Genomic DNA, 15378 nt, shown 5'->3' with positions numbered 1-15378 from the left:
TGCTGCTTTCTCCTTGCGTTCCTCAGCAAGTTTTTCGCGGAGGTTATCTTCTCGTTTGTTATCAAACGCTAGCGAGGCATTAGCAAGGAATTCCTTCTTCCAATTGCGGAGGAGATTTGGTTGGATATCATTTTCTACGGCAAGAACATTTAATTCTTTCTCGCCTTTGAGCAATTGGAGAACTAGGTTGGTTTTAAATTCTGCACTGAAATTTCTTCTTGATCTGGACATAATAAGTACCTTCTTTCTTGGTTTGATTATAGTATATCAGATTCATTAAGAAATGTCTTTTTCAGTGTCTTAATTTATGAGACCATTATACAACCTTGCTAGTCTCAATGAAAATATTTCAGTAATAAAATTTGAGCAAACTACAAATCTGTGTAGGCTTCATATTAACTTTCCAGAGAAAGAACATGTCCAAGCTTTGGATCTAGACACTTCAATAAAAAGGGCAAGATGAATTACAAAACTCACCACAGTTTTCTAAAACACTATACTACCCATCTTTGTTTTCTAGGCTTAATGAAACATTTCAATAACAAATTGAATCTATCAAAAATTATCTTTGTAAGATCCCCCATGTTTTGAAGGGGATTCAAAACGATTTGGTACTATATTACATGTGTTCTTTCCTTAAAAAAATTGGATTGTGATTTACAGATGCTCCAAAACTAACCACATCACCAAAATTATAGCCAAGAGAATACAATACATATGTAAAATATAGTTGATCTCGCTTTATCCCATCTCTATAATTTTCCCACCAAGAATCCATTATTATCTCAACGTTAGCATTTTTATGATCTCTCACTATCACATTACATTCGAACATTCCAAACTTCTTTGGCATTTTATTTTTTTTATAAAACGATAATACTTTGTTTCTTTCTTTTTTTGAAATTTTCCCAAGATGACAAACAGAGTAAGCCTCATCATAAATACAGTTCTCTCTAGGCGATAAATGCATAGAAATGCCCGTTCTGCATTTTAACAACTCCTTTTGTACTAAAACTGATGTTGCTCCTACAACTTGTAAATTTCCATCTATGTATATTGAATAGTCACATGAAAAGAATTTCTCAGGAAACATTTTAACATATCGATTCTTGAGTTCTGGAGTTGTACATTCTTTAGGAATTACGCTATCATCAACTTTTTTCCAAATAGAACCTTTATCTAATGGCTGATCTGTAAAAATATAATAATCACAATTAGGATCAACAAACAACGGTTCTAAAATTCTATCATAATTTCCATATATACAAGTGTAGACCACTATTTTTTTACATATATTTGTTATTCTGCCATTTTCTAAGTCTATCAACTTTCTATCACTATTATCTTTTTTGAAAAAAGCATAGGTGTCATGTCCTAATTCTCGAATAACATTTATAATCCTAATCTTTTTAAATAAATTATAATATTTAACAAATTTCTTACCGCAAAAGTATTCTCTTGAAGATACTGTTTTTATCCTTTCATTATTCAGATATAATAAATTATCAAGGTAATTTTTCTCATCCATACAACGATTTCCTACTTTTCTTCCTTATATCCGTACCCATATTTATATTTATTTAAATTTTTTACACTTTTTAGCAATATACATTTTTAGAGTACTATTACCGCTACGACCTTATTACGATTCAGCAAAAGAATGGCTAATGAAAATTCTTCCTATCCAGTACCTTCTGCTTTAATTTTTTTAATGTAGTTCCGACCTTTTGAATTACAATTTCCTTCTGTAGATTTTTTGTTGCCCTATTTATAGTACTGTGAATACCATATAGCAAATTTACGCAGTCCCATCCGTATATCTATAGTAGGCTTGAAATTGTAATCCACCTCAAGTGCGCTACTATCTGCATAAGTTACTGGAACATCACCTGCTTGCATACCAACAAACTCCCAATGTCCTTCGAAATCATAACTTTTTGGAAGCACCTTTGCCCTAACTAACTCTTCTTGTAAAACTCTTATATAGTCAAGTAAATTCTCCGGTGTACTTCCTCCAATGTTATATATACTATAAGGAGGCAAAGGCAGACCATCTTCCCCCATGCACTTTTCAGGTGCACCTTTCATAACTCTCACAATAGCTTCAACAATATCATCCACATAGGTGAAATCACGTTTCATATCACCGTAATTAAATATTTGTATTTTCTCTCCTCGGCATAATTTCTGTGTCGCCGAATAATAAAACATATCCGGGCGACCAGCTGGACCATAAACAGTAAAAAACCTTAACATCGTCGTCGGAATATTGTAGAGTTTTGAATAGCTATGTGCTATCAACTCATCCGATTTCTTTGTGGCAGCATAAAGACTAACTGGATGGTCCACCATATCATGCTCAGAAAACGGAACTTTCTTGTTTCCTCCATAAACAGATGAGCTTGACGCTGCAATAAGGTGTTCGACAGCATTATGTCTACAGGCTTCCAATATATTAAAAAAACCTACGATATTAGATTCAATGTATGCATCTGGATTATCAATCGAATATCTCACCCCTGCCTGCGCTGCCAAATTTACAACAACAGATGGATGATACTCTTCAAACAATTCATCTACTAAACCTTTATCAGCAATAGACCCCTTGATGAATACATGTTTTACAAGACTCGTCTTGCTTGCTTCCTCTATCAATGCTAATCTATATTCTTTAAGACTCACATCATAATAGTCATTCATTGAATCAAAAGAAATAATGGTTCCAACAGTCATTTCAGATAAAAGACGAATCACGAGATTAGCTCCGATAAATCCTGGACTTCCCGTTACAAGTATGGTTTTGTTATTCAGTTCCACTTTTAACTTTTGTTTTTTTAACATTGTTCTTGTTTCTTTCTTCAAATCATTTGTATTCTAATTATCTAAATTTATATTCAGCTTTTACCCTATTATCTACTTTTTAATATTGGTCACACAACAATTCACTACTATCTGTCAAACCATAATCTACCAAAGTATATTTCTAAATATCTGCAAGTTTGTTTGATTACGCTATCCACACATCGTTTCAAAAATTTTTCAAACATTATACTGAGACTATAAGCGTCACCAAACTCTTCATGTTACTTTATCTCTCTTTCCCAATGAATTACTATTTGCATCTTTAATACCAATAAAATAATAATCTAAATATTTCTTCTTATTATCAAATAGTAATAATATTTTAAACAATTTGATAATAAGAATTTGATACATCTTAAAAGATTTATATTTTTTTGCTGTCCACATTAAATTCCTTGCTTGGTAATAATATCTAATCGGAGATGCTACACCATATTTCAAAGAAAAGTAAATGAATTTACGTTCCCTTGTTTCTGCTGGATGATGGTTAAGAATTGCTTCATTGCATCGCAAAATATCAATTCCACAATTCCGTAATCGTAAACAGTATTCATAGTCAACCACATCTAAAAATAATTCCTCATTAAACATCCCAACTTTATCAAAAACTGTAGATTGAAAAAGCATTCCTGATTGCATACTTAATTTTACTTTGTCGTACCCAGTTTTTTTTTTGTGTTTTTTTCGTTCCGTTTCAAAGTTAGGTGCCAGAACTTTCACATTATCCATTTTTGAAATAGCTTCATAATAGGTATCCACAACAATATTAGTTAATTCGCTATCCTGATCCATTGTTATTATATAACTGGCTTTATCTTTTATCTTATTAATTCCCAAATTTAAAGCGTGAGCTATTCCAGTATTATTATTTAGTGCAATGTAAAATACATCATCTCTTATAATATTAGAAAACAACGATGCATTATTTAATGTAGAATTGTCAATAAGAATTATAGGGGAAACATTCATAGGATATTGCTCTATTCTTTCAACCACCTTTTTATCTGGATTAAATAGAACAATTACGCATCCTATTTGTTTTTTTTTCATATAATTCACCACTATACCTTTGCTCTCCTAAAATTTATTAAAGAGTCATTCTTTTTATTCGATTTTTAAATGGCCTAATATATGCTTGTGCAATCCCAGCCATCCTTATCATTATTCCTCTTGGTAATACCTTGACTACATTTACAACTAATCTTTCGCCTTTACCTACCGAATCCATCCACAATGGTTCTGTTTTCCAAGGCGACTTAGACTTATAATTCAACCATGCATTTACGTATCGATGTTGACAGCCAATAATCCATGGTCGCTTAGACAAAAAGGATGTAGTGTAGTGAATGATTACAGGATCATCTACCGCCACTTTAATCTCTTCTCTCCCATAAAATCCTTTAGGTGGCTTTCTGTATATCATCATTTCATCATAATTGAAATCATGATAGATTGTCACAGAATTAAAACGAGGTTCAAAGCAATATGTGTCATGGCTAAGAATTGCATTAAGCGCTCCTTGATCCCCCTGCTGAATAACACCATTTTTACTTCTAATAAATTCAAGTAACTTTTCTTCTACCTTCAATTCTTTCCAACGTTTTAAATTTATTAGCATAACACCGGAATTAAACATTACATCGTTTTTCTTTAGTCCAATATTTGCCCTATACTGCGAACTGAATGCATCCAAAAGAGCTGCTATTGTTTTGCCATGCAAATTTATATTCCACAGTTCTTTAATTGACTTATTAATCACAACATCGCAATCAAGATATAAAACTCGTTCAAGATTTTCTGGTAAATCAGATGATACAAAAAGCCGCGCATACTGACTTAAACTTCCCCTATCCACAGCCACTTCCATCTCCAAGACTTTACTTATATCCTGTGCCTTAATCCATTGTGGTACAGTTCTATTATACTGTTTACTTATACTCTCAATACGTCTTCTATTCTTTTCAGACACTCCGCTGTCCAAAACATAAATAATGATATCATCCATATCTTTACTGTTTTCATAAAGACTTACAAGGCTTACTCCGAGTATTTCAGCAAATCTATCATCGGAAGCGTACACAATATGGGCTACGTTTTGATTCATTTCGGTTCTCCTGCCTTATAGGTTAAAGGGGCTCTCCGGCTCTCCTCCAAAACCTAGGGAACCTCCTCCATTTTCTGGGGTTTTTCTATTAGTAGTTCTACTCTTTTTTGCCTCCCCCTAGTAATTAGTAATTCTCCGCCCTTACCTCAAAGAAGCTCCTTGGATGGTTACACACCGGACACTCCTCCGGCGCCTCTGTTCCAACTACGATATGCCCGCAATTCCTGCACTCCCAAACTTTCACTTCGCTCTTCTTAAAGACCTCTTGCATTTCCACGTTCTTCAAGAGGGCGCGGTAGCGCTCTTCGTGGGATTTCTCGATTGCTGCAACGCCGCGGAATTTCTCAGCGAGCTCTGGGAAGCCTTCTTCTTCGGCGGTTTTGGCAAAACCTTCGTACATGTCGGTCCACTCATAGTTTTCTCCGTTGGCTGCTGCCTCCAGGTTTTCTGTTGTGGAGCCGATGCCGTCATTCAATTCCTTGAACCACATTTTTGCGTGTTCTTTTTCATTATCTGCTGTTTTGAGGAAGATGGCAGATATCTGCTCGAATCCCTCTTTCTTTGCCTTTGAGGCAAAGTATGTATACTTGTTGCGAGCTTCTGACTCTCCTGCAAAAGCTGCCATCAAGTTCTTCTCCGTCTGAGTTCCTGAGTATTTTCCCATAGTATAACCCCTCTCTGTACTTCTTCTATTACTGGGTTGGTAGGCGCCTCTCTTCACCATATTACGCCACTTCGCCATGTCCTATTAGGCAAAAATATTCCAAGAAAAGTATGCTTCGCCACCTGCGTATGCTTCCCCGCAGTTGGACAAAGTATATTTCGATCAGCACCTGACACGCGACACTCGACATGGCAGCATGATGATGTCTTGGACCTGCTTGATTCGCGGAATATTTTCCTGCGTAATCGTTTAAGCCTAATAAATTATAAAATGCCTCACAGGCATTTGCTTTCTTTCTTATTCTAGGGATTTTTCAAACACTTATAGGGATGATATTGAAAGACTTTAGATAAGCTGCTTCTCTTTGTGTTGCTTGTTGATAGTAGCTTATATTTTGTTTGTATATAACATGTAGTGCTTTGCGTTATATATTAAAGGCTAATTACACGCCTTATGGACTTTATACACTCTTCCCTTTTCTTACTTTTAAAGTAAAGTATTGTGCTCGACAAATCACGTCGAATTGGTGGTTTTCAACTTCTCACCACACATAATTATACAACATTCTATACATCTTTTCAATAACTTTTTATAATAAGTTTGTGGTGCTGAAGTGAACATCTTGTCTCTCACCGCTCCATCTTATCCACAGCTTCTTGTATAGACTTATATACTCCACAGCCAAGCATCGCTTTTCTTGCGTCACTAATGGTCTTTTCTTCGGGTTTATGGCCTGCTTCAATTTCCTTCAAGAGAAGATTGATTTGAAGACGCATGGTTCGCATAGTATTGGCCATATTGCGCATGATGTCGATAACGTTGGTATGGTTTTCGCGGATGAAGTTGTCTAGCTCATCCTCTGTGACGCGGAGGACATAAAGGTCGGAATAGGCGATTACTGTGTAGACGGAGGGTTCTCCAAGGAGGAGTCCCTGCTCGCCAAAGCAGCTCTTCTCGCCTATGATACCGATCAAAGTTTCATGATCGGTGCCATGACCTACGCATATCTCAGCCTTACCCTCTATAATCTTATAGAGGGTAAGACTTACTTCACCTTCGCGAATCACTATGTCGTTTTCGGAATATTTTACTATGCGGGAATTTGCCATATATTATTCTCCATTTCTCTGTGAGATACCCTTGATATTGCAGAGTGCCCAGTCCTCGTTGTCGATAGTTACGATGCTATCGCAGTATGGACATTTGGCTGTCTGGTTGATGTTGAGGGCGGCTCCACAGTGTGGACAGCTGATGCTCTGGGCAGTGGCCATGGCACCCTTGGTCTTGACGCCAGTCTTGCGGCATACATCCCACTCGTAGGTCATGAACTTCTCCATGTTGCGATCGCCATCGACAAGCTCGCCGGTTGCATCATTGAGAGTATAGTCAACGATTCTGGTTCGGAGTTCTACTACGATATGATCCATGCCGGAAGTCTGATAGAAGCCTCGGATGTCGGTGCCGAGGACGGCGATTCGGTCAACGTAGTTTGTTACACCCTCTGCCTTCATCTCCTGAACCTGACGGTCAGACATGTTGTAGAATGCGTCTGTCAGGTAAGGGCGAATAGTCTCGAGGTTCTTAGCCTGCCAAGCATCTTGGAGCTGTACGTAGAGGTTGGAAATCTTGGATGCAAGCTCTGCTTCGTCGAACTCTGGGTCGAGAGTCTTGTACTCTGCGATAGGTCTGAGATTTGTTGCTCGTGAGGCACCCGCAGGTCTGGAAGTATTGCCTCTGTTCTGCATTGTTTTCTTAATAACAAAGAATATTACAAGGGCAGGTAACAAGGTGAACAGCAAACCAATGTTTCCGAAGATGAACATTGCCAAAAAGCCTCCTATGCTTTCTGCCGCAGAAGCTTTACTTGAACCGCTACTTGAACTACTTCTCGAGCTGCTTCCGGAGCTGTAACTCCTACTGCTACTTCGTGAGCTACTGCTACTTGATCTACTACTTCGCGAGCTGCTGCTTCTGGAACTGCTGCTTCGTGAACTACTACTCCTAGAACTTCTGCTGGAGCTACTTGATCTGTGGCTTCCGCCGTAGCTAGACCTACCTGAGTGGTGGCCGAAGTCCGCCTGGGACAGGGTTGGCGTCGCTAGCACGGTGACTGCCAGAAGCGTGAATATGAGTATCGCAAATTTCTGAATATTTTTCATAACTTATCTCCTCGTGTTTTTTAAAAATTTTCCAAGACTGCTTGGATAGTATATATTGGTTTCAGGATTATATCCTTGTCATTCGAAAAATCCTTTTGGGAGAATATATAAGGACTCCCTATGTACTTTCCGTACTTTTCTTTAAAATTGTCAATCGATGCATGCTTTGTGGTGGCGGAAGCTTTTACCTCTATCGGATTAACTTTGCTAGCACTTGCTACCAAGAAATCTATCTCGTAGCTATGAGTGCTTCCTTCTTTTCTCCAAGTGTGATAGTACAAATCATGACCGCATGCTACTATACTCTGAGCTACAGCATTTTCGTACAAATATCCAAGATTTTCATCAAGCTTATCACTTAAAAGCTTTTTGTATATTTTCTCAGCTGTTACTTCGCCACTATTAAACATCATTGTGACAAACAAGCCAATATCGGCCAGATATAATTTATATATATCATGCTGTCTATATTGCATAAGTGCGCTTCCAGGTTTGCTGACATTGTAACATGGAAGAACCGTCTTGGAATCCACTATGTCGAAAAACCTTTCTTCGTCCTTTGGGACCTTCTGCTTTCCCGTGGCTGCAGAAATTACAAATCTTTTTTTGTTGGAAGCCAGCTGTCCTGGAATCGAACCAAATATATCAGATGTTCTACCCGATCTATCTAATTTCCTTATATCATCCATATAAAGATTGATAATCTCTCGCTTCACTTTGTCAACATGCTCAAGATTATTGGTCTTAAGATAACTATCAACTGCCTGTGGCATACCTCCAACCGCCATATAAACTCGATAATCTCTCATGAGAGAGCGATTGGTCGCATCTCCTATCGAACGTTTTGTATCATTGATTGTTCGTATGATATCGTAGTCCTTATCTAATGCCCACAAAAATTCCTCATAATCCATGGGATATACTTGTATTTTTATCTCTTCAGAAGGAATAACTATTCCCTCCACATTTTTCTTAATTGATATAAGAGATCCTGTCGACAGATAATCATATCTTCCGTCTTTGACAAGATACTTGATAGCTTGTCTTGCCTTGGGATATAGCTGAATCTCATCAAATATGATTAGAGACGCCCTCTCGTATAACCTAGTACCGGTTTCCGCTTGAAGTCTCAGAAAAAAAACATCTAAGTTGGCTATGCTATTAAACACATCTAGCAGGTCATCTGTGATATTGGCAAAATCAATCACAACATAGCTCTTATATTCATTCTCTGCAAAACTCTCAGCTATAGTCGATTTCCCAACTCGCCTGGCACCTTCTAGCAAACATGCTCTGGTTCCAGACCATTCTGATTTCCACTGCAGAAGCTTATCATACACTTTGCGTTTAAACACTGTACCATCGCCTCCTTTATAGCTCTTATAAATAGATTATAACAGAGAATTACCATTATTTCAATATGATGAGCGGAGAAAATTACCATTATTTCAATATGTTAAGGGGGTAAAATTACCATTATTTCATCACAAAGCCTCCATCAAGTGACATCTATCTCCAGAATATTCAGTAATCTGGCAAATACATCCTGCCCATCTAGGCAAGTATCTATCAACCAACCTTTTTCCTCATGCCACTTTGACAAACCTCTATAATAATAACTTTTCTTGGCATCCTCAATGATAAATGGGATAATACCATGGCGCAGACACTCCTTTAGCGCCACAAGGCGCCCAACCCTACCATTACCATCTTGAAAGGGATGAATGTGCTCAAACTCAGCGTGAAAAGATATGATATCCTCAATCGCAACATGTTCCTTAGCATTATAGTCATCTATAAGTTTTCTCATACTATCCTGCACCTTCGACGGCTTAGTGGTTTCTCTCCCGCCAACAACATTGGCACGCTTTTTGTAATCGCCGACTGCAAACCACTCTAAGCTCGCATCTTTGGTATCATGCTTTAGTATGTAATGCAGATGCTTGATAATTTCTTCTGATAATTTTTCCTCTGCAATATCAATTATATAATCAATTGCCTGAAAATGATGAACAGTTTCCAAGATATCATCCACAGGTATTCCATCAGCCACATCGAGTGTATTGGTCTCAAAGATCATCCTTGTCTGATCTTCAGATATCCTACTTCCCTCGATATAGTTAGAATTATAAGTCATTATAACCTGAAGCTCGTGATATAGTCCACCCGGTAGTCGAATCTGCTTTTCCTCCCTGAGTATGCGCAGTATAGCATTATCAGGAACAATACTCATCAAATTATCGGGATCAACTCCAAGAAAATCAGCTATCCTCTTCAGGCTTTTTTCTGAAAGTTTTTCGCCTTTTCCTATCTTTGCTATTGTTCTTGAGGACAAACCAATTTGCTTGGTCAAATCTTTTTTTAGGATGACTCTCTCCTTACCCTCATACTTAATCTTAGTCATAACATCCACATATCCCTCTGATTCGAAAGCACTCCTACTGAATATGTTTGCAGGAGCAACCGTAGCCATCAGAATGCTATACTTTTTTTCTTTTCTTAACTCTTTCTCCGCATGTTGCAAAAGTTTCCTCTGAAGGTGGTTTCCTCTGTATCGTGGGTGAACTACCACCGATTCCATATGGGCTACGGACTGTATTTCCCCATCTGGGAGTCCTAGATCGAGCCCTAGGTTATCCTCTGCATCTCCCGGGAAACGCACAATAAGGCAAGCTGCGAGCTGGTCGTCCTCGTCTACTTCCCTCTCTTCTGCCAAGGCAATATAAATCACACCCTCATCTTCAATATGCTTTCTCACGAATTTCTCGTCATCGCAGACAAAGAGGCTTTGATCTGGCATATTATCATATACATATCTCATTAACTGTGCCACCGCAGAAGCTTCCTCCGCGGTGGCACGTCTTATAGTAAATCTTTGCATTATCTACTCCAATTTATACAGTTCTCTGGGAAATTCCCTTGATGTTATTAAGCGCCCAATCTTCGTTGTCGATTGTCACTACGCTGCCGCAGTATGGACACTTGGCTGTCTGGTTGATGTTGATAGCCGCTCCACAGTGTGGGCAGTTGAGGCTCTGAGCTGTATCTGTTCCCGCTGTGGTCTTGACACCAGTCTTGCGGCAGATATCCCACTCGTAAACCATGAATTTTTCCTTGTCTTTATGACCGGATACGACACTTCCATCTGCATCCTTAACTGTATAGTCAACTATACGAGTTCTCATCTTGACAACTATATGATCCATTCCTGACGACTGGTAGAATCCACGCATTTCCACACCTAGAACTGCTATGCGTTCAACATGGTTTGTAAGTCCCTGATTCTTCATATCCTGCACCTGTCTATCACACTGATTGAAGAATGCATCTGTGAAGTACGGACGTATACTCTCCAGATCCTTAGCCTGCCAGCAATCTTGCATCTGTACATAGAGATTTGAGAGACGACTCTCGAGTTCCTTGGCATCAAAGTTCTCGTCTAGATTAGCATACTCTGACAGTGGTTTGAGGGCTGACTGTGGTGTCTCTCCTGCCCCTGCAGGACGGTTAGTGCCACCATTCGCAATATTAACTCCCTTCTTAATACCTGAATAGATGAGGAATCCTACCCCTAAAAATACTAATAATATCAGAGTATCTATCAAGTCCGAATCAGATCCTGAACTACTAGAGCTATCATAATCTGATGAACTGCTATAATCTGAGCTACTGCTGTAGTCTGAACTGCTATAATCAGATCCTCCGCCGTAATCTGAACTTCCGGAAAATCCTCCGAAGTCAGCCTTAGACATCGTAGGCGATATTGTCGCAAAAAGCGCGATTGCCAATACTAAAACACCCAATAATCTTCTAACATTTTTCATTACTTAATTCTCCTGTTTTACATTAATAATACCAAACTCCGATATCGCTCCACCCGTCTTATAGTCAATCTCCCAATCACCTATACCTGAATTGACAATAAAGTTTGTTGTTCCGCGAGTTTCAAGACCATATGTCTTATCATTGGCACCTGAAACTTCTCCAAGAATTCCAACCGGGAACATCTGCCCTCCATGAGTGTGACCACACAGAACCATATCCACCTTCGCTGCCGCCTGGGCATCAAAATCATGTGGCTGGTGATCAAGTACGATTATGTACTTCTCCGGCGGAATATTTTCCAAAAGCGTCTTCATATCCTTCCTATCCGGAAAACTTCGATCTCTGCGGCCAATCACCACTATGTTAGGGGCTATTTCCTCCCAGCGGTCTTCCAGAACCATCACCCCATTCTTCTCGAGTTCTGCACAAAGCTCTTCGTAGGAAAAGTCGCGGTAGTTATAATAACCCTTGTCATGATTGCCATTTATGTAGTACTTTCCGTATTTGGCGGTCATCTTCCCGAGAGCTGCGCATCCCTTGATCATGTCCTCCTTGGTGGTTCCGTCATCCACGTAGTCGCCGGTGATGGCTATGACATCCGGATCTGTTTTCTGAATCGTCTCCATATGCTTCGCAAATCCGTCGCCATCCATAGTAGCACCGATGTGGGAGTCAGAAATCTGAGCAATCTTCAGGTTACCACCGATAGACTTAGCGGTACTTAGGTTGTAATCAGTCTCCACAACGTGGTGCGCAAAGTACCAACCCGAGCCAAGGTAGGCAATGGAATATACAATCGCAAATATTCCGGCGAGATAAATCTTGAAGTCCTTTTTCCTGATTTTCTTGATTATCCAGAAGATGATATCAAACATAATCCATGCACACATGACATTTACTATGACAAGCACTCCATTAACTGTGTCGAGCAATGCATATATGACAAGCGGACTAACGAGAATCGCCGCAATTATCCACGGTAAAATCGGTCCCCTGGCAGGCGCCATGTCCTCATAGATTTCAGGCTCCGTGGTCGGAATCATGTCCACTGTCACTTCTACATCATCTGCAGTCCCCTCTGACAGTTCATCCCTAATTTCTTCTTCCGCCGGACTATCTAGTTCCGGGTCAGGTTCATTGTCGATTGAAAATTCCTGCTTTTCCTCCGTTTTATTGCCATTATCTGCCGGCTTGAAGGATGTTATGAGTCTTTTGAATTTAAATACTAGATAGACGACCGCAAATATAGCTGCCACTATAAATGCTCCAAATATAAGTACAAACAATTGTTATCTCCTTTCAAATGTCTTACGAGTCTTACGAGTAAGACATGTAAAACAGCAAAGCGAACAGAAGCTCCGCTTTGCTGATATATTCTTATCCTATTTCACAGTTCTCTGGCTGATTCCCTTGATGCTATCAAGAGCCCAATCTTCGTTATCGATTGTCACGATGCTATCGCAATATGGACATTTGGCTGTCTGATTGATGTTGATAGCTGCGCCACAGTGTGGACAGTTAAGACTCTTAACGCCCTCAGACTGTGATGTCGTGATACCTGTCTTGCGACATACATCCCACTCGTAAACCATAAATTTCTCAGCACTGCGATCACCTGAAACAAGGTTTCCTGTGGCATCATCCAAAGTATAATCGACGATGCGAGTGTTTACTCTGACCACGATATGATCCATGTCAGATGTCTGGTAGAAGCCGAGTGGAGCAACCTCGAGAACGGCTATTCTCTCAACATAGTTTGTCACGCCCTGCTGCTTCATTGACTGAACCTGACGATCACACTGGTTGAAGAATGCATCTGTAAAGTATGGCTTAACAGGCTCGATATCCTTATCACGCCAACAATCTTGCATCTGGATATAAAGGTTAGACCAGCGCTCTCTAAACTCTGCTTCATCAAATTCTGGGTCAAAACCAGTATACTCTGTCATAGGGCGAAGCTGTCTTGATACAGGTGGTGCATTTGTCTGAACATTTTCACTTGCATCCTTTGTCTTCTTAGGCTTCTTGAAATATCCCACTATCAATATAATTATAATGATAACTGCTATCGGGCGTCCCCAACTGGTCGACAGTAGATAGATGAGAATAGCACCTATGCCACTATCATCTGAAGAACTGCTAGAGCTGTGACTTGAACTATGACTTGAGCCATAATCACTATGGCCTGAATAGTTTCCAAAATCTGCACTACTCTGTGTATATACTGCAATAAATGACAGCGCAAAAACGCAAACCATCATTATTAAAAGTTGCTTTAAAAATCTTTTGTTCATGGTATTCCTCCGTATATTGGTAATCCTATAGATATCTAAGTGTAATAATCTTGGAACTGTTGAGCTTCCAATCACTCTCCATGGCAGCAACCGTGCTGCCACAATATGGGCACTTAACTGTTCCCTGAACATTAAGCGGTGCACCACAGTTAGGACATGACATGGTTATAACCTTGTCCGGTGGATTGGTCTTAAGTCCCATTCTACGACTTAAAATCCACTCAAATACTATAAACTTAGGATATTCCTTGTTTCCTCCTGTAAGCTTTCCCGACTTGAGATTAATAGTATAATCTTTTACCGTACCTCGCACTCTAACTACTAAGTGATCGCTTCCTGCTTTCTGAAAATAGCCTCTTGGGACTATATCCTTTATGGCGTAACTCTCAACATAGCACTTGACATTGCTGAATTCCATCTCCTGGGCTTCCTGCTCGCAGGACGAATAATACATCTCTGTGAGATTAGCTCTAACCGGCGAATAATCCTTTTCCGATCGACATTGTTGTAATTTCATGAACAATTCACTGCAAAAATTCACAATATCCGCCACGTTAAATGCTGGATCTATTTTCTGGTATTCATCTAATGACTTCATGGCAAAGTCGGGAATCTCATAAGCTATGGCCTCCGGTTCAACTCCGGTTTTGTTCTTCACTTTATTGGTAAATAACATTATCGAATACGTGATACCTATTATGACTATAACTATACCAAATCCCCAGAACTTACCTATAGAAGCTGTTCCACTCGGAGGTAGTGCAATCGCCGAAATCGACCTAAAAAAACCGATCACAACAGCTACACAGGCAATGAGAACACTTCTGATTACTTTATTATTAAAATCATTATTATTCCCGTACATAATTCTTCTCCTCACTTATTTCCTAATGTATATTTTATCATATTTATGGATATTTGTGAAGTGATAAAGAGGAAAGGATGGCGGATAATAGCACAAAAAAACCTAGTAAACAAGTTACTAGGTTTTCAGCTCCCCCTGTTGGACTCGAACCAACGACACTGCGGTTAACAGCCGCATGCTCTACCGACTGAGCTAAGGAGGAATATTTAATTGTTGAAGATATTGAACCTTCAAAACTACATACTGAATCTCTTTTAACGAGACCTCATAACCAAGCATTCTCTAATGCTTATAAGGTCAAGCCTTCGACCTATTAGTATCCGTCAGCTACATACATTACTGCACTTCCACCTCGGACCTATCTACCTCGTCGTCTTCAAGGGGTCTTATTGACTTATAGTCAGGGATATCTTATCTTGAGGGGGGCTTCACGCTTAGATGCCTTCAGCGTTTATCCCGTCCCGACTTGGCTACCCGGCGATGCATTTGGTAATACAACCGGTACACCAGAGGTCAGTCCACCCCGGTCCTCTCGTACTAAGGGCAGCTCCTCTCAAATATCCTACGCCCGCGCCGGATAGGGACCGAACTGTCTCACGACGTTC

14 protein-coding genes, 1 tRNA gene and 1 rRNA gene are annotated in these 15378 nt (G+C 39.5%); all 16 read right to left on the bottom strand.

The genetic code is table 11. The features are described from left to right. A partial coding sequence (locus tag L877_RS0106835; RefSeq protein WP_026835439.1) for a transposase occupies positions 1-231 on the bottom strand: 231 nt, incomplete at its 3' end. A gap of 388 nt (positions 232-619) precedes the next feature. Then, a complete protein-coding gene (locus tag L877_RS0106830; protein WP_026835438.1) occupies positions 620-1528 on the bottom strand; it encodes a glycosyltransferase domain-containing protein in 909 nt (302 codons plus the stop codon). Positions 1529-1764: 236 nt separating this feature from the next. Then, positions 1765-2841 carry an NAD-dependent epimerase/dehydratase family protein gene (locus L877_RS0106825; protein WP_034785304.1) on the bottom strand — a complete coding sequence of 359 codons (1077 nt, stop codon included), beginning with the start codon at positions 2839-2841 and terminating at the stop codon, positions 1765-1767. Positions 2842-3078: 237 nt separating this feature from the next. Beyond that, complete coding sequence (locus tag L877_RS0106820) at positions 3079-3912, bottom strand: glycosyltransferase (RefSeq protein WP_034785310.1); 834 nt, start codon at positions 3910-3912, stop codon at positions 3079-3081. A gap of 37 nt (positions 3913-3949) precedes the next feature. Next, complete coding sequence (locus L877_RS0106815) at positions 3950-4966, bottom strand: glycosyltransferase family 8 protein (RefSeq protein ID WP_026835435.1); 1017 nt, start codon at positions 4964-4966, stop codon at positions 3950-3952. A 124-nt stretch (positions 4967-5090) separates the two neighbouring features. Then, the gene (gene rbr / locus L877_RS0106810; RefSeq protein WP_026835434.1) at positions 5091-5630 is read right to left on the bottom strand and encodes a rubrerythrin; all 540 of its coding nucleotides are present in this window, start codon (positions 5628-5630) and stop codon (positions 5091-5093) included. A gap of 629 nt (positions 5631-6259) precedes the next feature. Continuing rightward, positions 6260-6739 carry a cyclic nucleotide-binding domain-containing protein gene (locus L877_RS0106805; protein WP_026835433.1) on the bottom strand — a complete coding sequence of 160 codons (480 nt, stop codon included), beginning with the start codon at positions 6737-6739 and terminating at the stop codon, positions 6260-6262. Between the two features lie 3 nt (positions 6740-6742). After that, positions 6743-7789, bottom strand: a complete 1047-nt coding sequence (locus L877_RS13480) for a TIM44-like domain-containing protein (protein WP_084554810.1) — start codon at positions 7787-7789, stop codon at positions 6743-6745. A gap of 20 nt (positions 7790-7809) precedes the next feature. Then, a complete protein-coding gene (locus L877_RS0106790; protein ID WP_026835431.1) occupies positions 7810-9144 on the bottom strand; it encodes an ATP-binding protein in 1335 nt (444 codons plus the stop codon). Positions 9145-9287: 143 nt separating this feature from the next. Then, positions 9288-10670, bottom strand: a complete 1383-nt coding sequence (locus L877_RS0106785; protein WP_084554809.1) for a GNAT family N-acetyltransferase — start codon at positions 10668-10670, stop codon at positions 9288-9290. Between the two features lie 13 nt (positions 10671-10683). Next, positions 10684-11613, bottom strand: coding sequence for a TIM44-like domain-containing protein (locus L877_RS0106780; RefSeq protein ID WP_026835429.1), 930 nt, complete (start codon positions 11611-11613; stop codon positions 10684-10686). 3 nt (positions 11614-11616) lie between these two features. After that, positions 11617-12900: a metallophosphoesterase gene (locus L877_RS12500; protein ID WP_051437727.1), complete on the bottom strand. Its 1284-nt coding sequence runs from the start codon at positions 12898-12900 to the stop codon at positions 11617-11619. A 96-nt stretch (positions 12901-12996) separates the two neighbouring features. Then, positions 12997-13908: a TIM44-like domain-containing protein gene (locus tag L877_RS0106770; RefSeq protein WP_026835428.1), complete on the bottom strand. Its 912-nt coding sequence runs from the start codon at positions 13906-13908 to the stop codon at positions 12997-12999. Positions 13909-13933: 25 nt separating this feature from the next. Continuing rightward, positions 13934-14773 carry a TIM44-like domain-containing protein gene (locus tag L877_RS0106765; RefSeq protein WP_026835427.1) on the bottom strand — a complete coding sequence of 280 codons (840 nt, stop codon included), beginning with the start codon at positions 14771-14773 and terminating at the stop codon, positions 13934-13936. A gap of 129 nt (positions 14774-14902) precedes the next feature. Further along, positions 14903-14975: transfer RNA gene (locus L877_RS0106760), tRNA-Asn, on the bottom strand. 91 nt (positions 14976-15066) lie between these two features. After that, positions 15067-15378: ribosomal RNA gene (locus tag L877_RS0106755) — 23S ribosomal RNA — on the bottom strand; the annotation flags it as partial.

It is taken from the genome of Eubacterium xylanophilum ATCC 35991 (assembly GCF_000518685.1).
Taxonomy (GTDB): domain Bacteria; phylum Bacillota; class Clostridia; order Lachnospirales; family Lachnospiraceae; genus Eubacterium_F; species Eubacterium_F xylanophilum.
The sequence above is the reverse complement of the archived record's forward strand: the minus strand, read 5'-3'. Positions and strand labels throughout refer to the sequence as shown.